Source organism: Pseudomonas sp. MDT2-39-1, assembly GCF_054898085.1.
On sequence record NZ_CM142716.1, the window covers coordinates 4,517,346 to 4,541,034 of the forward strand.

Genomic DNA, 23,689 nt, shown 5'->3' on the forward strand with positions numbered 1-23,689 from the left:
TTATAAATGGAACACCCTCAGCTATACTCCGCAACATTTGAACCGCACCCCGAGGACTGACTGTGAAGAACTGGACATTGCGCCAACGCATTTTGGCGAGCTTTGCGGTGATTATCGCCATCATGTTGCTGATGGTCGTCGTCTCGTATTCGCGGCTGTTGAAGATCGAGGTCAGCGAAGACAGCGTACGTGAAGACGCGCTTCCCGGGGTCTATTACAGTTCGATGATTCGTGGCGCTTGGGTCGACAGCTTCCTCCACATCGAGGAGATGCTGGGTCTGAAGGAAGGGCAGGGTATCAGTACCAAAGATGTCGCCGACCTCAAGCGCTATGAAGCGCAAGTGCAGGAAGCGATCAACAACTATCGCGGCACTGTGACTACCGAAGAAGACAGAGCTGAGTTCGCGGTTTTCCAAAAAATCCATCAGGATTACGGCAAGATGCTGGCCGCGGTGTTCGACTTGCATCAGCGCAACCAGCGAGCCGATGCCATCAAGTTGTTCAACGAACAGCTGACCCCGACGTGGACCGCGGGGCGTCTGAAACTAAATGACATTCTTGCGTACAACAAAGCCAGGGCAGATCAGGCCATGGCGGACATCCATGACGCCGTGCTCACCGCTCAAGTCATCATGGGCATTTCCCTGCTGGTGGCGGTTTTGGCCGCTGGCCTCTGCGGCCTGTTGCTGATGCGCGCGATCATGGCGCCCATGAACCGCATCGTGCAGATCCTCGAAATCATGCGCACGGGTGATTTGAGCGGCCGCTTGAACCTTGCGCGCAAGGACGAATTTGGCGCCGTGGAAACCGGCTTCAACGACATGATGGCCGAGCTCACCTCGCTGGTGTCCCAGGCCCAACGCTCCTCGGTGCAGGTCACCACGTCGGTGACCGAGATCGCCGCCACCTCCAAGCAACAGCAGGCGACCGCCACCGAAACCGCCGCCACCACCACCGAAATCGGCGCAACGTCCCGTGAGATTGCGGCCACTTCCCGTGATCTGGTGCGCACGATGACTGAAGTGTCCACCGCTGCCGATCAGGCCTCGGTGCTCGCCGGCTCCGGGCAGCAAGGCTTGGCGCGTATGGAAGAGACCATGCATTCGGTGATGGGCGCGGCCGATCTGGTCAACGCCAAACTGGCGATCCTCAATGAGAAGGCCGGCAACATCAACCAGGTGGTGGTGACCATCGTCAAGGTCGCCGACCAGACCAATCTCCTGTCTCTCAACGCTGCCATCGAGGCCGAAAAAGCCGGTGAATACGGCCGCGGTTTTGCCGTGGTCGCCACCGAAGTGCGGCGTCTGGCGGACCAGACCGCCGTCGCCACGTACGACATCGAGCAGATGGTGCGCGAGATCCAGTCGGCGGTATCGGCCGGGGTCATGGGCATGGACAAGTTCTCCGAAGAGGTGCGCCGCGGCATGTCCGAAGTGCAGCAGGTTGGCGAGCAACTGTCGCAGATCATTCATCAGGTTCAGGCGCTGGCGCCACGGGTGTTGATGGTCAACGAAGGCATGCAGGCGCAGGCTACCGGCGCCGAACAGATCAACCATGCGTTGGTGCAGTTGGGCGATGCCAGCAGCCAGACCGTCGAGTCCCTGCGTCAGGCCAGTTTCGCTATCGATGAACTGAGCCAGGTAGCTGTAGGGCTACGCAGCGGCGTTTCGCGATTCAAAGTCTGATGAGCGAACTCACGGCTAAACGCACCGCCGTGAAGCCGGCGCTGCAATCATTGTTTCTGGTGTTCCGCATCGGCAACGAGCGCTTTGCCTTGCAGGCCATCGAGGTGGCGGAAGTGCTGCCGCGGCTGCCGTTGAAGCCGATTCCCCGCGCTCCGGACTGGGTCGCCGGGGTGTTCGCCTATCGCGGCGCGGTGGTGCCGGTGATCGACCTCAGTGCGCTGACCTTCGGCCAACCGGCCCAGGCCCGCACCAGCACACGCTTGGTGCTGGTCAATTACCGCCCGGGTGAAACCGCTGAGGCGCAATTGCTCGGGCTGATTCTGGAGCAGGCCACCGATACCTTGCGCTGCAACCCGGCGGATTTTCAGCCTTATGGCCTGGACAATCGCCAGGCGCCGTACCTCGGGCCGGTGCGCGAAGATGCTCAGGGTTTGCTGCAATGGGTGCGGGTCGCCGACTTGCTCGATGAGCAGGTTCGCGCGCTGCTGTTTCCGTCGACGCCACTGGACCTGGCGCTGTTTGAGGAGCGGCCATGAGCAGCGATCAGCGGTTTTTCGATTTCCTCAAAGAGTGCATCGGTCTCGACGTGACCTCGGTGGGGCCGGCGATCATCGAGCGTGCGGTGCGCCAGCGCAGCACGGCGTCCAGCGCGCTGACGGCCGATGAGTACTGGCACACCTTGCAGGGTTCGCGGGACGAGCAACAGGCGCTGATCGAAGCGGTGATCGTCCCCGAAACCTGGTTTTTCCGTTACCCGGAATCTTTCGCCACCTTGGCGAAACTGGCTGCCAAACGTCTGAGCGACATCAACAACATGCGCGCGCTGCGGATTCTCAGCCTGCCGTGTTCCACCGGTGAAGAACCGTATTCCATCGCCATGGCGTTGCTTGATGCCGGGTTCCAGCCGCACCAGTTCAAGGTCGAAGGCATGGACGTCAGCCTGTTGTCGGTGGAAAAAGCCCGGTGCGCACTGTACTGCAAGAATTCGTTCCGTGGTCAGGACATCGCGTTTCGCGAGCGGCATTTCACCGCCGAAGACGAGGGCTATCGCCTCAGCGGGCGAGTGCTTGAACAAGTGCGTTTGCAGGTCGGCAATCTGCTGGATCCGACGTTGCTGGCCAACGAGTCGCCTTATGACTTTGTGTTTTGCCGCAACCTGCTGATCTATTTCGATCAACCGACCCAGCAGCAAGTGTTCGAAGTGCTCAAGCGCCTGACCCATGTCGACGGCGTGCTGTTTATCGGTCCGGCCGAGGGCAGTTTGCTCGGCCGTTTCGGCATGTGTTCGATCGGCATCCCACAGTCCTTTGCGTTCAGTCGTCAGAGCACACCAGAGCCTGCGCCCATTGCGGCTTTCGTTCCGACGCCTCTGCCCGTGCGCCAACCGGCGCGCAGCGTGATCCCGCCGCCCGTTCGCAGCCGGCCCTTCGCAACGGTGACGCCGTTACCTGCCGCAACGAAAACCGCCAACCCGGACGCCGCCGCGCTGCTGGCGAACATTGCCGCGCTGGCCAACGAAGGCAAAAGCGCCGAAGCCCGCGCCGCGTGCGAGAGCTATTTGCGCAGTCACGAGCCAGCAGCCCAGGTCTTTTACTGGCTGGGCTTGCTCAGCGATGTCGCCGGCAGAGTTCTGGAGGCCCAGGGTTTTTATCGCAAGGCGTTGTACCTCGACCCGCAACATTCCGACGCGTTGATGCACCTGGCGGCGTTGCTGCAATCGTTGGGCGACACGACGGGTGCCAGACGATTGCAGGACCGCGCCGCCCGCAGCGAGCGCGCCGCCGACAGTGAGCGTAAACGATGAAGGCCTCCGCCACCTTGAGCCTCACCCATGAAGATGCCCAGGCCATCGACGACTGCTGGAACCGCATCGGTATCCACGGCGACAAGTCCTGCCCGTTGCTGATCGAGCACATTCACTGCCGCAACTGCGCGGTGTATTCCGCCGCTGCCACGCGCTTGCTCGACCGCTACGCCTTGCAACAGGACGATCGCGAGCAGGTCTCGACGACGGCCGAAATCGACGTGAAAACCCGCTCGCTGCTGATGTTTCGTCTCGGCGAAGAATGGCTGGGCCTGGCCACCCGCAGCCTGGTGGAAGTGGCGCCGCTGCAAGCGATTCACTCCTTGCCGCACCAGCGCTCCGGGGCCTTGCTCGGCGTGGCGAATGTGCGCGGCGCTCTGGTGGCGTGCCTGTCGCTCGTGGAGCTGCTGGGGCTCGACGGCGCCAGCAGCGTGGCGTCCGGCGCGCGGGTCATGCCGCGGATGCTGATCATCGCCGCCCACGGCGGGCCGGTGGTGGTGCCGGTGGATGAAGTGGACGGGATTCACGCCATCGACGAACACCTCCTCGAGGCGGCGTCCCGCTCCGGCACTCAGGCCAGCGCCAAATACACCCGTGGCGTGTTGCAATTCAAAGGTCGCAGCCTGCGTTGGCTGGATGAAGAACAGTTGCTGTCCGCCGTGACCCGGAGCCTCACATGACCCCCGAGCAAATGCGCGACGCCTCGCTGCTGGAGCTGTTCAGCCTCGAAGCCGAAGCCCAGACCCAGGTGCTGAGCGCAGGGCTTTTGGCGCTTGAGCGCGATCCGACCCAGGCCGATCACCTTGAATCGTGCATGCGCGCTGCCCACTCGCTCAAAGGCGCGGCGCGGATTGTCGGGGTCGATGCCGGCGTCAGCGTTGCGCATGTGATGGAAGATTGCCTGGTCAGCGCGCAGGAAGGGCGCCTGTACCTGCGGCCCGAGCACATTGACGCCTTGCTGCAAGGCACCGATTTGCTGATGCGCATCGCGACGCCGAATAACAATCCCGGGGCGGCGGACATCGAGGCCTATGTGGCGCTGATGGCGCGGTTGCTGGATCCGCTGGCGTTGGCCATGCCGATCAGCACGCCGATAGCGCCCTTCATGGCCGAGTCAGAGCCCGAAGCGCTCGCGCCAAAGGTCGAAGAGCTGGTTCCGGTCGCCGAACCGTCACCCGTAGAACCAGCGAAAAGAACCCGGCGCACCACAGATACTGGCGAACGGGTGCTGCGCGTCACGGCCGAACGCCTGAACAGCCTGCTCGACTTGTCGAGCAAATCCCTGGTGGAAACCCAGCGACTCAAGCCGCACCTGGCCACGATGCAGCGCCTCAAGCGTATGCAGAACAATGGCCTGCGGGCGCTGGAAAACCTCAACGTCCACCTCAAGGAACATGCCTTGAGCCTCGAAGCCCAGGAAGCCCTGGGCGATGCCCGGCGGCTGTTGGCTGAGGCGCAGCAATTGCTGGTGGAAAAAAACGCCGAACTGGATGAGTTCGCCTGGCAGGCCAGTCAACGGGCGCAGGTGTTGTACGACACCGCGCTGGCCTGTCGCATGCGGCCGTTTGCCGACGTGTTGGGTGGACAAGTGCGCATGGTCCGCGACCTCGGTCGCAGCCTCGGTAAACAGGTGCGGCTGGAGATCGAGGGCGAGAAAACCCAGGTTGATCGCGACGTCCTGGAAAAGCTCGAAGCGCCGCTGACGCACTTGCTGCGCAACGCCGTCGATCACGGTATCGAGTCCCCCGAACAACGCTTGCTGGCCGGCAAGCCTGAAGAAGGTCTGATTCGTCTGCGCGCCTCCCATCAGGCGGGCCTGCTGGTGCTGGAGTTGAGCGATGACGGTCACGGCGTCGATCTGGAAAAGGTCCGCCGCAGCATCATCGAGCGGCAGTTATCCCCGGCGGAAACCGCCGCCCAGTTGAGCGAAGAAGAGCTGCTGACGTTCCTGTTCCTGCCGGGTTTCAGCCTGCGCGACAAGGTCACCGAAGTGTCCGGGCGCGGCGTCGGCCTGGACGCGGTTCAGCACATGGTCCGTCAGTTGCGCGGCGCAGTGGTGCTGGAGCAGACGGCGGGCGAGGGCAGTCGTTTTCACCTCGAAGTGCCGCTGACGCTGTCTGTAGTGCGCAGTCTGGTGGTGGAAGTCGGTGATGAGGCGTACGCCTTTCCGTTGGCGCACATCGAACGCATGTGTGATCTGGAACCGGCGGACATCGTTCAGGTCGAAGGGCGTCAGCACTTCTGGCACGAAGGCCGGCATGTCGGGCTGGTCGCCGCCAGTCAGTTGTTGCAGCGGCCGGCGAGCCCGGGTGGGCAACAAACCCTGAAAGTCGTGGTGATCCGCGAGCGCGAGGCGATTTACGGCGTGGCAGTGGAGCGGTTTGTTGGCGAGCGGACATTGGTCGTATTGCCGCTGGACGAACGTCTGGGCAAGGTGCAGGACATTTCCGCCGGGGCTTTGCTCGACGACGGGTCGGTGGTGCTGATCGTCGACGTCGAAGACATGCTGCGCTCGGTGGACAAACTGCTCAATACCGGGCGTCTGGAGCGGATTACCCGTCAAGGCAGCCAGGCCGTCGAGGCGGCTCGTAAACGGATTCTGGTGGTCGACGATTCGTTGACCGTTCGCGAGTTACAGCGCAAGTTGCTGCTCAATCGCGGTTACGACGTGGCCGTGGCGGTCGACGGTATGGATGGCTGGAACGCCCTGCGTTCGGAGGATTTCGATCTGCTGATTACTGACATTGATATGCCGCGCATGGACGGCATCGAACTGGTGTCTTTGTTGCGCCAGGACAATCGCCTGCAATCACTGCCGGTTATGGTGGTGTCCTATAAAGATCGCGAAGAAGACCGTCGTCGCGGACTGGACGCCGGAGCCGACTATTATCTAGCCAAAGCCAGTTTTCATGACGACGCCCTGCTTGATGCAGTGGTTGAGCTCATCGGAGGAGCGCGGGCATGAAAATAGCCATCGTCAACGACATGCCCATGGCGGTGGAGGCCCTGCGCCGCGCATTGGCATTCGAACCGGCGCATCAAGTGGTCTGGGTCGCCGGCAATGGCGCCGAGGCGGTGCAACGTTGCGCCGAATTCACCCCGGACCTGATTTTGATGGACCTGATCATGCCGGTGATGGACGGCGTGGAGGCGACCCGGCGGATCATGGCCGAGACCCCCTGCGCCATTGTCATCGTCACGGTCGACCGGCAGCAGAACGTGCATCGGGTGTTCGAGGCCATGGGGCACGGCGCGCTGGACGTGGTCGACACCCCGGCTCTCGGTGCCGGCAATGCCCAAGAGGCGGCGGCGCCATTGTTGCGCAAGATCATTAACATTGGCTGGCTGATTGGTGACAAGGGCAATCGGGAGCGATCGGCCCCCAGCCCGCTGCGCAGTTCGGCCTCGCGTCAGCGTCTGGTCGCGATTGGCTCGTCCGCAGGCGGGCCGGCGGCGCTGGAAGTCTTGCTCAAGGGCCTGCCAAAAGATTTTTCGGCCGCGATCGTGCTGGTGCAGCATGTTGACCAGGTGTTCGCCGCCGGCATGGCGGAATGGCTGAGCAGTGCCAGCGGCCTGAAGGTGCGACTGGCCCAGGAAGGCGAGCCCCCGTTGGCCGGCACGGTGTTGCTGGCGGGCACCAATCACCATATTCGCTTGTTAAAAAACGGCACGCTGACCTACACCGCCGAACCAGTCAACGAGATCTATCGGCCCTCGATCGATGTGTTTTTCGAGAGCGTGGCCAGTTACTGGAACGGCGATGCCGTGGGTGTTTTGCTCACTGGCATGGGACGCGATGGCGCGCAGGGGCTTAAACTCATGCGCCAACAGGGCTACATGACCATCGCTCAGGACCAACAAAGCAGTGCGGTTTACGGAATGCCGAAAGCGGCAGCGGCCATCGATGCCGCCGTGGAAGTTCGCCCACTGGACAAGATAGCGCCACGATTGCTGGAGATTTTCCCCAAATGAAGGCTTTTCGCAGCAACTCTGGCCTAGGCAGTATTCAGGTGACCGCCCATGAATGACTTACAACTCGACGACTTCAAGACCGACGAAAACGCCGCCATGGTGTTGTTGGTGGACGATCAGGCAATGATCGGCGAGGCGGTGCGCCGCGGGTTGTCGAACGAAGAGAATATCGACTTCCACTTCTGCGCCGACCCGCACCAGGCCATTGCGCAGGCGATCCGCATCAAGCCGACGGTGATCCTTCAGGATCTTGTGATGCCCGGCCTGGACGGCCTCAGCCTGGTGCGTGAGTATCGAAACCATCCGGCGACCAAAAACATTCCGATCATTGTCCTGTCGACCAAGGAAGACCCGCTGATCAAGAGCGCGGCGTTTGCGGCCGGGGCCAATGATTACCTGGTCAAACTGCCGGACAACATCGAACTGGTGGCGCGCATTCGCTATCACTCGCGCTCCTACATGACCTTGTTGCAGCGCGATGCGGCGTACCGCGCGTTGCGGGTCAGCCAGCAGCAGTTGCTCGACACCAACCTGGTGTTGCAGCGGTTGATGAACTCCGACGGCTTGACCGGGCTGTCGAACCGCCGGCACTTCGACGAATACCTGGAACTGGAATGGCGCCGTTCGCTGCGTGATCAGAGCCAATTGTCGCTGCTGATGATCGATGTCGACTACTTCAAGTCCTACAACGACAGCTTTGGCCACCTCGAAGGTGATGAAGCCCTGCGTAAAGTCGCCACCGCGATTCGCGACGCCAGCGCCCGACCGTCGGACCTGCCAGCCCGTTACGGCGGTGAAGAATTTGTCCTGGTGCTGCCCAATACCACGCCGGGTGGCGCGCGACTGGTGGCGGAAAAACTGCGCCTGACCGTGGAAGCGCTGAAAATTCCGCACATTTTCCCCACCGAAGGCTCAAGCCTGACCATCAGCATCGGCCTGTCGACCATGATCCCGCAGCAGGGCAGTGATTGCCGGCAATTGATCTCGGCGGCGGACAAGGGGCTGTATTTGGCGAAGAATAATGGGCGGAATCAGGTGGGGATTGAGTAGCGGGTCGACCTGAGCCAATTTCTCCACAATGCCACAGACCCTGTAGCAGGGGGGCTTCTGTGGCGAGGGGGATTGCCCCGTTGGGCCGCGAAGCGGCCCCCTGCGTTTTCCCTGCCATACTCTTCGATCAGATTTCACGACTGCTTCGCAGCCCGAACGGGAGCAAGCTCCCTCGCCACAGGTCATTCGCGTTCGGCACCTGCGCTCACTCTTAGTACGCTTAGTACTCCCCGGCAGCAATTCCCCATAGAGTGTTTCGCGCGCAATGCGCTGCATATCTTTTGTAGCTCAATCGACATAGGTCACATACCTGGCCATCAGGTTCGGCCGCTGAAACGTATCGATGCCGGCGACGCGTTGATGCATCTCCCTGACCACTTGTTTGAACGTTGCATCGTCCATGTCGATCCAGAAACGTGGGTTGCGACCGATGAGGCGGTCGTATTCGGCTGTGGTCGGGTCGAGGTGGCGGTATTCCTCGTATTGGGGCAGGTCCGGCAAGGGGCGGCTGACGTCCATGTAGTTCTGGATGAAATCCCACAGGGCGCACGCGGGTTGTACCTCGGGGCCGGGGCAGAGTAATGCGCCGAAGTTGATCATGATGTTGCGGTAGCGATGGGCGAGGTAGAGCACGTTCATCGGCATGCCCTGACTGTCCGGGGACGTGGCGATGTAGGCGTCAAACTCGTAGAACGGCGCGGTGAGTTCACCGATGGTGCCGTTCTTTTTATATTCACCGTTGTTTTTGTAGTCGAAGACGGTGACCAGGCCGGTGCGGCGGTTGAGTTCCCAGATGGGGCCTCGGGAGGGTTTTATCCAGAGGCTGGGGAAGTGTTTTATGACTATTGAACCGATTGCCCAGGACAGAAGTGGTAGGCCGAGAAGCCAAGAGTAATACTCGATTGCTGAGCGTTTTGTTAGTTCCCAGAATGGTTCTGTTGTTGCTGAAGTCATCACGAAGTGACTTGGAATACTAAATATGAAAAGTATGTAAAAGAACCACTTACCAAAAAACTTCATATATAGCCAGAAGTGAGAGCTTGCGGGGAGAAGTGCATACCTAAATCGTTCGTGGTCATCCCTTATGTGAAAGTCAATAAGTTCGTATGGGCTCGGAGAATAGGCTTCTGAGGCTGTTTTCTCTTCACGTTCTTTCTTGAATCCTTCATGAAGTCGGAGTTTTTTTGGTGAGAATTTTTCGAGAAGGCTTACAGACGTTATGTCATCTGCATTGCCCCAAGGCAGTCTGGCCTTGGCAAAACGCATGATCCACGGACGTTCAGCCGAGCGTTCTTGTTGGGGTACTTCATTCGACCCATAGGCAGTCTTGGCGTACCACGATTCATCAGTCATTAGTTACTGTTCCGTGATTTATTTGTCACTTCGTCTGCCCAGTAAAGTGAACCTTCACTGTCGAAGTCGGGTTTGTTGTGGGTTGCGTCGAATGGCGTGCCGTCCTTGGGTGGCGGCGCAGGAAAGTGCCAGCGTTTATTTTTTTGTTCCAATACACACTGCGCTCTCACTTGCCATTGCTGCTCAATGCCAGATGAGCGTGTCGCTAAGTCAAAGGCATAGCTCGGTGGGGTTGCGAAGAACAGTTCTAGGCCCTGCGGTATCAGCCTTTGCGCTTTGGGTGAGACGAGTTGACTATTAATTAGTTTTTGGAATGGCACGGTTTCACTTTTTATACGGCCGCCTATAGTTTCGAATGTATTGAGTCGGCAATGAGCATTGATGTTGAGGGTGCCAAAGTTGGTAATTAAACCCGGTAAATTACTTTCCATGCGAATGCAGGTATTGGACGAGATAACTTGAAAAGGCGTTTTTGCGTGAACGTCGTGTTTGGCATTGGGGACGAATTTAGGGTTGGTGCCCACGTTAATGCGAATGTCGGCAAATAAACTGATCAGGTAGTAGAAACCACGCTGCGGATCAAGCAGGTGCGCGTTGCCTGAGTGAACTTGAGTGCCGAAAGGGCCATTGACCAGCCATTCTTCGATGGGCTTGTCGGTCAGCCACCAAGCCAGTCCTGCACCTATCACGATCAATATCAGCGCTACCCAACCTGCCGGACCAAGACCAAGAAAGGTGACGGTACTGATAACCACGCCACTGAGAGCGCTGATTGCTCCACCCACGGCCATCATGAGATATGCCCAACTCGCGTCATCGCCCCATGTCCATGCATACCAGGCGTCTTTCAGGCAAATGGCAGTAAGAACCAAACCACTGGTTATTTGCGCAACCAGTCGCACGGTAAATTCCTTTACTAAATACTCGACTGCTAGAGAACCCAATGTTTTCGCGGCCTCATCCGAAATAGTAAAAAGAACCTTGCGACCAGCCGCTAAAACAGATTGGGTGCCGGCAAGTTTTACAGTCAGCATTTCCAAAGCGATAGCTAGATCCACCCCTGCTCCGAATGCGCCAATGTTGACGCGAAATAACCCTTTCTCCCGCGCGACCTGCTCCCGCCCCTGCCACTCCATCCGCAGATTCCAAACCTCCAACATCAAAACCCCCACCGCAAACGGCAACGAGCCCAGCACCCGATAAACCCGGCTGTTAGTCAACTCGACATGCTCATCCACTCCCCGCTGCAACGCACTTTTCACTCTCGCGTTGTCCGTCCCCCGAGCTTCCACATCCTCTTTATGAACCACATTAATCCGCTGATTCAGCGCACTAAGGTTGCGCACCGTCGGATGGTCCACCGGCATCGCCAGCAGTTTGTAATTACCTGTGCGAGGGACGCCCGGTGTCTCGAACGCATCAATATTCCCCACCTTCAATAGCTCGCCCCGGGCATTCAAATACTCACCAATAACCCGCCGTGGCCGCTGCTCGCCGGACGGCACATCGGACAGGCCAAAGATGTAATACCGCTGCGGATCAGCATCACGGCGATTGATGAAGTGCATCTCGCCAAAAGTCTTAGGCATCAGGCTGCGCAACAGCCCCACGCCCAGGCCATGCAGATAGGCGCTGGTAGGGGCGTGGGTGGTTTGTGGTCCGGACGGTTTGTTCACCGCGCTGATGGCGGTTTCAATGGCGCCTGCAATATTTTCGTAGATGCTTAGCAGGGTGCCGGCCGCCGCTTTCGATTGGCCAGTCAGTGTGCTGTTCAGGCTGCCGCTGGCCAGCAACCCTTCCAGCAAGTGCCCGTCGAGGTGTTCGACCTGCGGGTAGTAAGGACCTGGGTCGGTTTCGAATACAGCGAGGTGTTCAGCGCGTAAACAACCATCGCCCTCGTTAACCGTTTTCACGGTGGGCGGCACATATGGCGCCGCCAATGCAGCTTCATCAACGGCAGGCCAAAGCATCACATGCAGCGGGTGCGCCGAATCATGGGCAATGTCGTTGAGCAACGTCTGGCCGACACTGGCCTTTGGGCTGTAGAGACTCAACCCGGTCAGCGCATTGGTGACATCACCATTGCGGGCTAGCGGATCAAGTTGCGCGGGCACTGTGGCGAGGGCCGTGAAAACCTGGCTGACAGCAAACAGCGCGGCGAGGTAGTCAAAGCCCTCCAGGCTCAAATGATCGGCCAGGGTTTGCTGCGTGACGGGTTGTTGCAGGTACTCGGCAAGCAGCGACTGCGCGATGTTCAGTTGTTGCCAGAGCAGGGCGCGTTCAGCGGTGGCGGTGAAGCGGTTGATGTCGCGGCGGCCGGCCTCTTTCACTTTGTCGAAGCAGGCGTGCAACGGGTTTTTCTGGCCGCCGATGGTCGCCGGCACGATCAGTTGCTGAACCATGACCGCGCTGGCGTGGTGTGGGTGCAGGCTGGCGCGCTCGGCGTACAGCGTCAGCAATTGCTGCTGTTGCTGGATCTGCGAAACCAGATGCCGCACGCGGTGGCGCGGGTCTTCCAGCAGCACGCCGCACATGCGCCGTTGCCGAGCGGCCTCCAGCACGTCGACGACGGTGGGCTGGGGCTGCCAGAGATCGGCTTCATCGGCGTTCGGTGTTTTTCCTCGCAATTGCTCCAGCAACGTGGCGAGGCCATCAGCCCAGGCGCTGCTTTCAAACGTTGCAGGTAACGCAGGTGTGGCGCCTTGCTCCCACTGATCAAGACAGGCCTTGGCTTCGGTTTTGCGTTGCGCCGCGAATTGCCCCGAGAGGTCGCACGCATAACGCCCAGGATGCTCCAGCACATATTCGAAACCGCTTTGGCGTGCCCGTTGCGGGGCGATCAGGCTGACCGGAAAGGCTCGCGCGGCCAGGTTGCGCCAAGTGATGCTGGCCTTCGTCGCGGCATCGGACGCTTGTGCATCCCATGCATTGAAGCGACTGAAGGCTTCCAGCATGGCCTGCCCGTCGGGCTGCTGGTCGAAAAGCGTTTCAAACGTCTTGCTCTCGCATCGTAGCTCCGGGCTCTGACACCGCTGGGTGCGCAACGTCGGGTCTTTCTCCAGACGTTTCAGGCGTGCAGCGCTGAGCTGGATTTCGCTGAAACACAGTTGCACGGCTTCGGCAGGTTGATGATTCCAGGTCGCGGGCAGCCAGATGTCGCTGAGATCGACTCCGCTGGCCTGTCGGTAGTCGCTGCTGAGTTCTTGGTTCTGGCGATACGCCTGCAGGTCGATATCGCGGTAAGTCGTGAGTTCGTCGTCCTGCTGCACCTCCAACTCCCGCCAGAGACGATCACGGTAAAACACATAGACATAACCGCTGCGGCACAGCACCGGCGTGCCGAGGTCATAGCGGCTGCGGGTGCCGGGCAACGCGGCGAAAGGCAGGACCGGCACGATCTGATTCCACTGCGCTTCCAGTTGACGCGGGGTGACACGCACGGCCTCCAGCAACGGCAGGCGAATGGGCGGGCCTTGGCGGGTGGCAATCTCCAGCCACAACTGGTGCTTGAGCTGTGCCGACCAATCCCACACAAACAGTTCGCTGTGGACGCTGGTCGAACGCTCGGTTTCGCACGTGGCCTCATCGGTCAGGGCCTGGAGAGGTTCGACGCCCGACTGATCAACGATCAGCAGTCGCTGGTTTTTCGAATGTCCCGTGCCAATGACCTGAACAATCAGCTTGTCGCGCTCGCAGCCGGGGCCACTGGTCAATTTTCCGAGGCGCGTCATGACTGAGCCTGCGTGCAGTGGGCGCTCAGGAAGGCACTGATGTCTTCACTGTCGTCGATGCCCTGAGTCAGGGCTTGCGCCATCAAGTGGGTCGCCTGCACAAATGAATGCTGGGGATGTTGCCGCCACCAGTGATAGAGAAACTGTTCATTGCGCTGGCGCGTCAAGGCCTCTTCCTGGGCGACGCTCAGCACCATTGCCCGGTGTGTCCGTTCAATGCGCCAGTCGTTCGCGTGGAGGTTGTTCAACTGCTGCCAGCCAGCTTCGCCCGTCGCTTGAGTGGCCCACGTCGCACCCAACCAGCGCAGACGATTGATCGGGCCGAGCCACAGGCTGAGGTCTTGCGCGGTACACGCGGCAAAAAAATAGCTGGCGACGGTCGGGTTGCTGTAGCGCAGCACGCCTTTGCGTTGCTGGTCGAAGTTGACGAACAGCATTTGGCGTAAATGCGCGAGTACCGAAGGCGTGTCACACGTGCTTTCGATCAGCAGGCCGGGCCATTGCGCCGGGGTTTGCTCGATCGCCTGAGTGAGCGTTGGCTGGTTGTTCAGCCTGACCAGCAGGGGGCTTTGCTCGGCGAAGCCGTTGAGTGAAGTGCCGGCGAACAGCTTCTGGGTGTCGGGATGTGTCGACATGCTGTAAAGGGTTTTGAGCTGAGCGGCAGGACGCTCCAGCAAAATCCAGGTGTTCATGAGCGGTTTCCATAGCCCAAGGCTTTGCGGCATTGGCAGTCGCTCAGCGGGCAGTCCATTGGCGTTCCACCGCTGGGCATCTGGCAGAGTTCGATCAGGGCTTCGTCGCCGAGCAGTTGTTTGAGCAGTGCGGTTGAAACTGTTTCACGGAGTGGCGGTTCGCTTGTGTCAAGCGCCACCGGGTTCGCCGCCATGAGCGGCATCGGTGCACCGCCCACTTGAATGGGTACACTGCTGAAAACCCCTGCCGAATTGATCGAGATCCACGCGCCACCGACCTGGATCGTGACGCTGGCGCCGCCATCGATGACGATGTTTTGGCCGGCACTCAGGTGCACCTGCTGTTGAGCGCTCAACTGATGGTTGGTGGCGCGAATATGGCAGTCGCCATGCACGGTCAGGTGGTCTTCTTGCCTGATTTCCGTCAGCCGGTTGCCGTGGGTGATGCGCTGTTCTTCGGCGTGCAGTTCATGACGGGCGTTTCCTGCGACCACGATGCTGCGCTGGTTGTCGACTTGAATCCGTTCGTCGTTGAGCACGTGTTGTGTGTAATCGCGCTGGGCACGGACGGAAATTTCCTCGGCCCCTTTGCGATCTTCGATGCGCAGTTCATTGAATCCTGCGCCGCCAGGGCTGCTTTGGGTTCTGAAGGTGCTACGGGTTTTCTCGGCGGGGAGGTCGAGCGGGGGACGATTGGCGCCATTGGCCAGGCAGGCGACGATCAACGGTTTGTCCGGGTCGCCCTGATAGAAACCGACGATCACTTCCATGCCGACGCGGGGGATCAACACGCTGCCATAACGGTCGTGAGCCCAGCCGCTGGCGACTCGCACCCAGCAACTGGAGTGATCGTTGTGGTCGCCGTCACGGTCCCAGGGAAACTGAACACGAACACGGCCGTATTCGTCGCAGTGGATTTCTTCGCCGGGTGGGCCGCAGACCACGGCATGCTGATAGCCGTTGATCGTGGTTTTGGGGTGAGCGAGCGTGGGCCTGAAAGGGGTGTTCCACGGTGTAGCGAGAAAGGTGTTGCGGTAGCCTTGGGAAAAGTCGTCGCTCGGGGCGCTGGTGATCGACTCTTCCAGCACTTGCGGTTGTTTCGCGGTGTGGATGACTTCTGTCAGCAACCACAAATCGTTCCATTCCTGGCGCGGGTGACCGGTCAGGGGCAGGAAATGGCCACTGAGCAGCATCGGCTGATCGCTGCGTCCAGTGGCTTGCCGATAATCGCTGCGGTGCCGCTCAAGGGCTCGTCGGGCACGGTGCTTGCCGTGTTCGCGGTCGGTGAATTGGCCGGGAAAGCCGTAGTCTTCGAGTCGCAGCGGCGAAGGATCTTTCGCGCCGCTCTCCAATTGCAGTAGAGGCTTTTCGAAGTCGTAGTCGCGGCGAGTCACGCCAGTGGGGCGGGTTTCCATGGCGAGGGTGAAGGCGTTGATCACCGGGGCATCGGCGACCATTCCGCTGTCTTGCAGGTAGGGCGTAGCGCGGGCCAGTCTAGGAAAGACCGTTTGATCATCGCCGAACACCAGCACATGCCCCTCGCGGCGGTGCTCAAAGTGGTAATGCAGGCCTTCCTCTTCGCACAGTCGCTGCAGAAAATTCAGGCAGCTCTCGCCGTATTGGACGCAGTAGTCCCGTGGGCGGTAATCGGTGCCGAGGGCGAAGCGGTAGCCATCACGCAGGATGCCGTGGCTTTCCAGGACCTGGGCGATGATCTGCGGCACGCTCAGTTTCTGGAATATTTTCTGGTCGAAACGGTGGCCCAGCCAGGCCAGGCTTGGCATCAGGCTGAGTTGATATTGGGTCAGGCGTTTGCCGGCGTCGCCCTGGCCGACGCTGTAAACCTGGCCATGAATGCCGGCGCCGTGGCGGTCGAAACTGAGAAAAGCCATTCGATGCAGAAGGCTTTCCAGATCCAGATCGGCACGTTCGCTGACCAGTTTCAGATCAAAGCGAAAGGGTTGGCTGATGGCTTCCTTGCCGGTGAACTCAAGGACTCGCAGATCGTGGGCAAACCCCTCGATGTCCAGGAGGAAAGAGGCTTGGTTGGCAGGGCCGAACATCACACATCCCTAGTGCTGATTTAGAAGGGCGGGACTGTGAATGAGTGAATGCGGGGTTTATGCAGGTCAAATCTGTTTCTGGTGTAGGACGAGTCATTTTGCTGATGAGGATTTTTCTTGGGGAAGGTTTCCTTCATCTGAGCCCGCCAAAACGCAATTGGAGCGCATTCAGTCCGCCAGGCGGGCTGCCGTGATTGCTTGATTACGTTATACTCGCCGGCTTTCAAAAGTTCGCCAACGAGTGCTGCCCGTCATGGAAATCAACCCGATCCTTAACAGTATCAAGGACCTGTCCGAGCGCTCCGAAACTATTCGGGGGTATCTTTGACTACGATCAAAAGCATGAGCGTCTGACTGAAGTCAATCGCGAGCTTGAAGATCCGGCTGTCTGGAACAACCCGTCGTACGCTCAGGAACTGGGCCGCGAGCGGTCGCTGCTGGCGCAGATCGTCGAAACCCTCGACGAAATGCACAGCGGTCTGGCCGACGCCAAAGATTTGCTGCTGATGTCCGCCGAAGAAGAAGACCAGGCCGCCGTCGATGACGTCGCTGCCGAAGTCGAGCGCCTGCGCGAGTCGCTGGAAAAACTCGAATTCCGTCGCATGTTCAGCGGTGTGATGGACGCCAACAACGCCTACCTGGACATCCAGGCCGGCTCCGGCGGTACCGAAGCCCAGGACTGGGCCAACATCCTGTTGCGCATGTACCTGCGCTGGGCTGACAAACGCGGTTTCGACGCGACCATCATGGAACTGTCCGCCGGTGAAGTCGCCGGGATCAAGGGCGCCACGGTCCACATCAAGGGCGAATACGCCTTTGGCTGGTTGCGCACCGAGATCGGCGTGCACCGTCTGGTGCGCAAGAGCCCGTTCGACTCCGGCAACCGTCGTCACACCTCGTTCTCGGCCGTGTTCGTGTCGCCGGAAATCGATGACAACATCGAAATCGACATCAACCCGTCGGACCTGCGCATCGATACCTACCGCTCCTCGGGTGCCGGTGGTCAGCACGTAAACACCACCGACTCGGCCGTACGGATTACTCACGTACCGACCAACACCGTGGTCAGCTGCCAGAACGAACGCTCCCAGCACGCCAACAAAGACACCGCGATGAAAATGTTGCGGGCGCGCTTGTACGAGCAGGAAGTGCAGAAACGAAACGCCGCCTCCCAGGCCCTGGAAGACACCAAGTCGGACATCGGCTGGGGTCACCAGATTCGCTCTTACGTGCTCGATGCGTCGCGAATCAAGGATTTGCGCACTAACATCGAACGCAGTGACTGCGACAAGGTGCTCGACGGCGATATCGACGAATACCTGGTGGCGAGCCTGAAACAAGGGCTGTAAAGGCGCGCGCTACAGGGTCGTCGTACCCTGTAGGAGCGAGCGATGCGGCGGCCCGACTTGCCCGCGAACCCCGGTGAATGCCGGGGGCAACGAACCTGTGATGGAATTTTTAAAGACATGAGCGACCTACAACTCGACCCGCAAGCCCTGCAACAGGAAGAAAACTCCCTGATCGCCCTGCGCAAGGAAAAGCTTGCTGCCGAGCGCGCCAAGGGCAATGCCTTCCCCAACGACTTCCGCCGCGACAACTACTGCGAAGACTTGCAGAAACAGTACGCGGACAAGACCAAGGAAGAGCTGGCAGAGGCTGAAGTCCCGGTCAAGGTTGCCGGTCGCATCATGCTCAACCGTGGCTCGTTCATGGTGATCCAGGACATGACCGGTCGGATTCAGGTCTACGTCAACCGTAAGACCCTGTCCGAAGAAACCCTGGCCGCGGTGAAAACCTGGGACATGGGCGACATCATTGCAGCCGTTGGCACCCTGGCCCGTTCCGGCAAGGGCGACCTGTACGTTGAAATGACCGAAGTGCGCCTGCTGACCAAGTCGCTGCGCCCGCTGCCGGACAAGCACCACGGCCTGACCGACACCGAGCAGCGCTATCGCCAGCGTTACGTTGACCTGATCGTCAACGAAGAGGTGCGCCAGACTTTCCGCGTGCGTTCGCAAGTGATTGCGCACATCCGCAGCTTCCTGATGAAGCGTGACTTCCTGGAAGTCGAAACGCCGATGCTGCAAACGATTCCCGGTGGTGCGGCGGCCAAGCCGTTCGAGACTCACCACAACGCGCTGGACATGGAAATGTTCCTGCGTATCGCGCCGGAGCTGTACCTCAAGCGCCTCGTTGTCGGCGGCTTCGAGAAAGTGTTCGAGATCAACCGCAACTTCCGTAACGAAGGCGTTTCGACGCGTCACAACCCTGAATTCACCATGTTGGAGTTCTACCAGGCGTACGCCGACTACGAAGACAACATGGACCTGACCGAAGAACTGTTCCGCGAACTGGCGCAGCTGGTTCTGGGCAGCACCGACGTGCCGTACGGCGACAAGGTGTTCCACTTCGGCGAACCGTTCGTGCGTCTGTCGGTGTTCGACTCGATCCTCAAGTACAACCCTGAGCTGACCGCCGACGACCTGACCGACATCGACAAGGCTCGCGCCATCGCCAAGAAGGCCGGCGCCAAGGTGCTGGGCTTCGAAGGTCTGGGCAAATTGCAGGTGATGATTTTCGAAGAACTGGTCGAGCACAAGCTGGAGCAGCCGCACTTCATTACCCAGTACCCGTTCGAAGTGTCGCCGCTGGCCCGTCGTAACGACGAGAACCCAAGCGTCACCGACCGTTTTGAACTGTTCATCGGTGGCCGTGAAATCGCCAACGCCTACTCCGAGTTGAACGACGCGGAAGACCAGGCCGAGCGCTTCATGGCGCAGGTGGCCGACAAGGACGCGGGCGACGACGAAGCCATGCACTACGACGCCGACTTCGTTCGCGCGCTGGAGTACGGCATGCCGCCAACGGCCGGTGAAGGTATCGGCATTGACCGTCTGGTGATGTTGTTGACTAACTCACCGTCGATCCGCGATGTGATCCTGTTCCCGCACATGCGGCCACAAGCGTAAGTGTTTCGATAAAAAAGCCGCCTATAACAGGCGGCTTTTTATTGCCTGTCTGGTACAAACGTATCAAATGGTTACTTTTGAAGTAAGAGAGGACTACCTGTCGTGAACCGTGCAATTGCTCAAGAAGGTGCAGCGGGCATCGCCACTGCGGTCGCTGAAAGCGTTCAGTACCAGGGTCGCAAGGCCAGCCGACAGGGTAGCGAGCAGCGTCGACAGGACATTCTCGATGCGGCGATGCGCATTGTCGTGCGCGATGGCGTGCGGGCCGTGCGTCACCGTGCGGTGGCGGCCGAGGCCGGCGTGCCCCTGTCGGCCACCACTTACTACTTCAAGGATATCGATGACTTGCTCACCGATACCTTCGCCCAATACGTGGAACGCAGCGCCGCTTTCATGGCCAAGCTGTGGGTGAACAACGAGGGCCTGCTGCGCGATATGGTGGTCAGTGGCGACGGCAGCCCCGAGTCGCGCTCGCAACTGGCCGACGACATTGCGCGGTTGATGGCGGACTATGTCCACCGGCAACTGATCAACCGTCGCGAACACTTGATGGCCGAGCAGGCGTTCCGTCAGGAAGCGCTGCTGAACCCGCGCCTGGCGCTGTTGGTGCGCTCCCATCAGCAAATTCTGCTTCAGGGTACGTGCCAGCTTTTCGAGGTATTGGGTTCGCGCGAACCGCAACAGGATGCCAAGGTGTTGACGGCGATTATCGGACGGATGGAATATCAGGGCCTGCTCAACGACGCCGAGCCTGTCGCCGAAGCCGAAATGCTCGGTATCCTGAATCGTTACATGCACCTGGTATTGGCGTCGGTGTAATCCTGGGTGCACCGCGACCCTGTAGGAGCGAGGCTTGCCCGCGAAGGCGGTTTAACATTCAACAGGTATGTTGACTGACACTACGCCTTCGCGGGCAAGCCTCGCTCCTACAGGGACGGTGAGCATTCGGGGATCTGTGTTCATAGGGAGTGTTGAATGAAAGCCTGGCGTGTCGTTGTGATCGCCTTGTCGTTCCTGCTGCTCAGTGGCTGTCTGGTGACCTTCAAGGACCCACTGCCCGCCAGCGACCCCGCGCCCAAAGGTCTGCTCGGCAAATGGACCAGCACCAACGCCTGGGGCGAGCCGATGAACCTGGAGCTGACACGTCTGGGCGACAATCGCTATCAGGCGGTCAGCTACTTCAAGGCCAAGCCCAAAGAGCGTGAAGCCTATCCCTTTACGGTGTCGCGCCATGGCAGCCGCTGGTACCTGTCGGCGAAGGTCCCGGCGCAATTCGGCGGGCATTTCACCCTCTTCGGTTTTGAACTCAACGATAAGCACGAATTGGTGGTCTACAACCTCGATCTCGAGCAGATCAATCAAGCCCTTGGGCAAAAAGTCCTGAGCGGCGAAGGCTTCCAGACCGATGATGGCGACGGCGTGTTGATCAATAACAGCATGGACCAGGTCTTTGCTTACCTCGATGATCCGGCCAATTCCGATGTCTTCGTCGAGGCGGCGCGCTATCAGCGCCTGGCCAAAGCCAAAGCTAAAGTTAAATAAAGCCAGCACATAACGGTTTTTCTACAGGAGTTTCGGGTGGACGATTACCAGCAGACGATACGCATTTTGTCCGATCGCATTGTGCTGGCGCAGACGCCGATTCGCGTCCTCGATGCGGTCAAGTGGGACGACGGCATCCGCAAGGGGTTCCTCAAGGCCAAGGGCAAGGAAATGCCGGCGGTGGACCGCGACTATTACCTCAATAGGCCGCTGTCGTTTGATTCGAGCAAAGTGAAGCTGGAATTCCAGAACATCGAGCGAGACATCACCCGTCAGCTCGGCCAGTTCAATCCGGTCGGCCAGATCATGCGGCGCATGTGCAAGGAGTATCGGATGGTGGTGCGCATGCTCGAAGCGCGCGGCACCGAGGATTTCGGGCTGATTTCCCAGGAGTTGTACGGCGCCGCGTCCGACGCGTTCCACGCCGGCGACCCGACCCTGTCCGACCTTGGCCTGATGCTCTCCGATTACCTGAACAACATCGATGGCCGGGGTGACCTGAAGGACGAGCCGAAAATCCTCACTGCCAAAGAGGCCGTGCATTTATTGCAAACCCGGCTGAGCAAGGTGTTTGGCGAAGCCGAGGAAACCATTCGGGTGTTCGAGTCTGACGGTATCGTTGCCGATGCGGCGGCCGGCGCCGACTACATCAAGATCCGCACCGACGCGATGTTCAACGAACGTGACGTGCGCGCCCTGGAAGTCCATGAAGGGCTGGTGCACGTGGGCACCACGCTCAACGGGCTGAACCAGCCGATCTGCACCTTCCTGTCAAAAGGCCCACCGTCGTCGACGGTGACCCAGGAAGGACTGGCGATCCTGATGGAAATCATCACCTTCGCTTCCTACCCGAGCCGCCTGCGCAAACTGACCAACCGCACCCGTGCCATTCACATGGTGGAGGAGGGCGCGGACTTCTTGCAGGTCTTCGAATTCTTCCGCGAACAAGGCTTCGAAATGGCTGAAAGCTACGGCAACGCCAGTCGGGTTTTCCGTGGTTCGATACCGACCGGTCTGCCGTTTACCAAAGACTTGTCCTACCTCAAGGGCTTCATCATGGTTTACAACTACATTCAGTTGGCCGTGCGTAAAGGCAAGCTCGAGCAGATTCCGCTGCTGTTTTGCGGCAAGACCACGCTGGAAGACATGCGGACCTTGCGCCAGTTGGTGGACGAAGGGCTGGTGGTGCCACCGAAGTATTTGCCGGATCAGTTCCGCGACCTGAACGCACTGTCGGCGTGGATGTGCTTCTCCAACTTCCTCAATCACCTGAGCCTGGACCGGATCGAAGCGGATTACTCCAACATCCTGTAATCACCACAAGACCTGTAGGAGCGAGGCTTGCCCGCGAAGGCGGTTTAACATTCAACATCTATGTTGACTGACATATCGCTTTCGCGGGCAAGCCTCGCTCCTACAGGGGATGTGGTGCTTTTCCAACCCGTTTTTACGAGGTTTCAACGGATGAGAATCCTCGGCATCGTCTGCCTTCTCCTGACCCTGAGCGGTTGCAGCTCGCTGCTGTTCTACCCCGAGCCCGGCCAGCTATTCACCCCTGAAAAAGCCAAGCTCGACTACCGTGAAGTGACCCTCACCACCGCCGACGGCCTCAGGCTGAACGCGTGGTGGCTGCCGGCGAAAAAAGGCGTAGAGGTCAAGGGCACGGTGCTGCATCTGCACGGCAACGGCGGCAATCTGCCGATGCATCTGGGCGGCAGTTGGTGGTTGCCTGAGGAAGGCTATCAAGTGTTGTTGATCGATTATCGCGGTTACGGGCTGTCCGAAGGCGAACCAAGTCTGCCGGCGATCTATCAGGACATCGACGCCGCGTTCAAGTGGCTCGATCAGGCCCCCGAAGCCAAGGGCAAACCGCTGATCCTGCTCGGCCAGAGCCTTGGTGGTTCGATGGCCGTGCATTACCTGGTCCAGCATCCCGAGCGTCAGAAACAACTCAAGGCCTTCGTCCTCGACGGCGTGCCCGCCAGCTATCGCAGCATCGGCCGTTTTGCCCTGAGCAATTCCTGGCTGACTTGGGCGTTCCAGGTGCCGTTGTCCTGGCTGGTGCCGGACGGCGACAGCGCGATCAATTCCATGGCGCAGCTCAATGGCGTGCCGAAACTGATCTACCACAGCATCGACGATCCGATCGTGCCTCTTTCCAACGGCATCCGTCTGTATCAAGCTGCGTCGCCGCCGCGCGTGCTGCAATTGACCCGGGGTGGTCATGTGCAGACATTTGCCGACCCGGTCTGGCGCAAAGTGATGCTGCGTTATCTCGACGACCCGCAGCATTTCAACGGCCTGCGCCGCTTGGGTGAAATCCCCAATTACCCAGCACCCAAGCATTCAGAAGATGAACCATCAGAGAGTCCGCAATGAGTGAAGAACGTAACGCCATCCCGCTGATCATCACCGGTATCTGCAGCATCCTCGGCACCGTCGGGGCCCTGTGGTTCTACGGTTACCTGCACTTCGCCAAACCTGAAGATGCGCTGCTGCTCAGCGACTTCACCATGCTCAAGACCGTGCCGGGTGAAGACTACAAAGTCTCTCTGGAACCCGCGGCGCAAGTGGCCCAGTGCATTGATGGCGTGCTGGTGATGTTCGACACCGAACAAAAAGGCCTGACCGGCGTATTGGTCAACAGCAAGAAAAAAGCCGTGCGCTGCATGGGCGAAGAAACCCCGCAAAAACTCGAGCAGTAATCGATCCCGTAGGAGCGAGGCGCCCGCGAAGAACGATAACGCGGAGCGTCAGACACACCGAGTCGCCTCATTCGCGAGCAAGCTTCGCTCCTACAGGTTCTCCACCATCCCGTAGGAGCGAGG

Annotated in this window: 18 protein-coding genes; 14 read left to right on the forward strand and 4 right to left on the reverse strand. The window is 59.6% G+C overall.

What is annotated here, in order from left to right; genetic code table 11:
• The first annotated feature begins 62 nt into the window (after positions 1-62).
• The 7 genes from ACYZTM_RS21065 to ACYZTM_RS21095 are packed head-to-tail and all read left to right on the forward strand — an operon-like array spanning position 63 to position 8,511.
• Positions 63-1,685, forward strand: coding sequence for a methyl-accepting chemotaxis protein (locus tag ACYZTM_RS21065; protein WP_461984447.1), 1,623 nt, complete (start codon positions 63-65; stop codon positions 1,683-1,685).
• Positions 1,685-2,221 carry a chemotaxis protein CheW gene (locus tag ACYZTM_RS21070; protein WP_131062604.1) on the forward strand — a complete coding sequence of 179 codons (537 nt, stop codon included), beginning with the start codon at positions 1,685-1,687 and terminating at the stop codon, positions 2,219-2,221. The genes ACYZTM_RS21065 and ACYZTM_RS21070 overlap by 1 nt, the downstream gene beginning before the upstream one ends.
• Positions 2,218-3,489: a CheR family methyltransferase gene (locus ACYZTM_RS21075; RefSeq protein WP_461984449.1), complete on the forward strand. Its 1,272-nt coding sequence runs from the start codon at positions 2,218-2,220 to the stop codon at positions 3,487-3,489. Before ACYZTM_RS21070 ends, ACYZTM_RS21075 begins: the two co-directional genes overlap by 4 nt.
• The gene (locus ACYZTM_RS21080) at positions 3,486-4,169 is read left to right on the forward strand and encodes a chemotaxis protein CheW (RefSeq protein WP_131062606.1); all 684 of its coding nucleotides are present in this window, start codon (positions 3,486-3,488) and stop codon (positions 4,167-4,169) included. The genes ACYZTM_RS21075 and ACYZTM_RS21080 overlap by 4 nt, the downstream gene beginning before the upstream one ends.
• Entirely contained in the window at positions 4,166-6,454 is a 2,289-nt protein-coding gene (locus ACYZTM_RS21085; protein WP_131062607.1) for a hybrid sensor histidine kinase/response regulator, read from the forward strand. Before ACYZTM_RS21080 ends, ACYZTM_RS21085 begins: the two co-directional genes overlap by 4 nt.
• Complete coding sequence (gene cheB, locus ACYZTM_RS21090; protein WP_131062608.1) at positions 6,451-7,461, forward strand: chemotaxis response regulator protein-glutamate methylesterase; 1,011 nt, start codon at positions 6,451-6,453, stop codon at positions 7,459-7,461. Before ACYZTM_RS21085 ends, cheB begins: the two co-directional genes overlap by 4 nt.
• Before the next feature lie 48 nt (positions 7,462-7,509).
• Positions 7,510-8,511: a diguanylate cyclase domain-containing protein gene (locus ACYZTM_RS21095; protein WP_131062609.1), complete on the forward strand. Its 1,002-nt coding sequence runs from the start codon at positions 7,510-7,512 to the stop codon at positions 8,509-8,511.
• Between the two features lie 288 nt (positions 8,512-8,799).
• Here ACYZTM_RS21095 and ACYZTM_RS21100 read toward each other — a convergent pair whose 3' ends face one another.
• From ACYZTM_RS21100 to ACYZTM_RS21115, 4 genes are all read right to left on the reverse strand, one after another.
• Positions 8,800-9,864 carry a hypothetical protein gene (locus ACYZTM_RS21100; RefSeq protein WP_461984453.1) on the reverse strand — a complete coding sequence of 355 codons (1,065 nt, stop codon included), beginning with the start codon at positions 9,862-9,864 and terminating at the stop codon, positions 8,800-8,802.
• Entirely contained in the window at positions 9,864-13,364 is a 3,501-nt protein-coding gene (locus tag ACYZTM_RS21105) for a toxin VasX (protein WP_461984455.1), read from the reverse strand. The genes ACYZTM_RS21100 and ACYZTM_RS21105 overlap by 1 nt, the downstream gene beginning before the upstream one ends.
• Positions 13,365-13,591: 227 nt before the next feature.
• Positions 13,592-14,287 (reverse strand): DUF4123 domain-containing protein, encoded by a 696-nt coding sequence (locus ACYZTM_RS21110; RefSeq protein WP_165557533.1) that lies wholly within the window; start codon positions 14,285-14,287, stop codon positions 13,592-13,594.
• Positions 14,284-16,350 carry a type VI secretion system Vgr family protein gene (locus ACYZTM_RS21115; RefSeq protein WP_461984458.1) on the reverse strand — a complete coding sequence of 689 codons (2,067 nt, stop codon included), beginning with the start codon at positions 16,348-16,350 and terminating at the stop codon, positions 14,284-14,286. The genes ACYZTM_RS21110 and ACYZTM_RS21115 overlap by 4 nt, the downstream gene beginning before the upstream one ends.
• A 253-nt stretch (positions 16,351-16,603) precedes the next feature.
• Here ACYZTM_RS21115 and prfB point away from each other — a divergent pair.
• The 7 genes from prfB (at position 16,604) to ACYZTM_RS21150 (ending at position 23,566) form a co-directional block, all read left to right on the forward strand.
• Positions 16,604-17,699, forward strand: a protein-coding gene (gene prfB / locus ACYZTM_RS21120) for a peptide chain release factor 2 (RefSeq protein ID WP_131063478.1) whose coding sequence is annotated in 2 segments (ribosomal slippage) — positions 16,604-16,675 and positions 16,677-17,699 — 1,095 coding nt in all. Because the reading frame shifts where the segments join, the coding sequence is not laid out codon by codon here.
• A 117-nt stretch (positions 17,700-17,816) separates the two neighbouring features.
• Positions 17,817-19,319: a lysine--tRNA ligase gene (gene lysS, locus ACYZTM_RS21125; RefSeq protein ID WP_461984460.1), complete on the forward strand. Its 1,503-nt coding sequence runs from the start codon at positions 17,817-17,819 to the stop codon at positions 19,317-19,319.
• A gap of 102 nt (positions 19,320-19,421) precedes the next feature.
• Positions 19,422-20,138 (forward strand): TetR/AcrR family transcriptional regulator, encoded by a 717-nt coding sequence (locus tag ACYZTM_RS21130; protein ID WP_131063476.1) that lies wholly within the window; start codon positions 19,422-19,424, stop codon positions 20,136-20,138.
• 156 nt (positions 20,139-20,294) lie between these two features.
• Entirely contained in the window at positions 20,295-20,861 is a 567-nt protein-coding gene (locus ACYZTM_RS21135; RefSeq protein WP_131063475.1) for a hypothetical protein, read from the forward strand.
• Between the two features lie 36 nt (positions 20,862-20,897).
• The gene (locus ACYZTM_RS21140; RefSeq protein WP_131063474.1) at positions 20,898-22,175 is read left to right on the forward strand and encodes a flavohemoglobin expression-modulating QEGLA motif protein; all 1,278 of its coding nucleotides are present in this window, start codon (positions 20,898-20,900) and stop codon (positions 22,173-22,175) included.
• Between the two features lie 150 nt (positions 22,176-22,325).
• Positions 22,326-23,240, forward strand: a complete 915-nt coding sequence (locus ACYZTM_RS21145) for an alpha/beta hydrolase (RefSeq protein ID WP_461984463.1) — start codon at positions 22,326-22,328, stop codon at positions 23,238-23,240.
• Positions 23,237-23,566, forward strand: a complete 330-nt coding sequence (locus ACYZTM_RS21150; RefSeq protein WP_131063160.1) for a hypothetical protein — start codon at positions 23,237-23,239, stop codon at positions 23,564-23,566. Before ACYZTM_RS21145 ends, ACYZTM_RS21150 begins: the two co-directional genes overlap by 4 nt.
• The last annotated feature ends 123 nt before the right edge of the window (positions 23,567-23,689 follow it).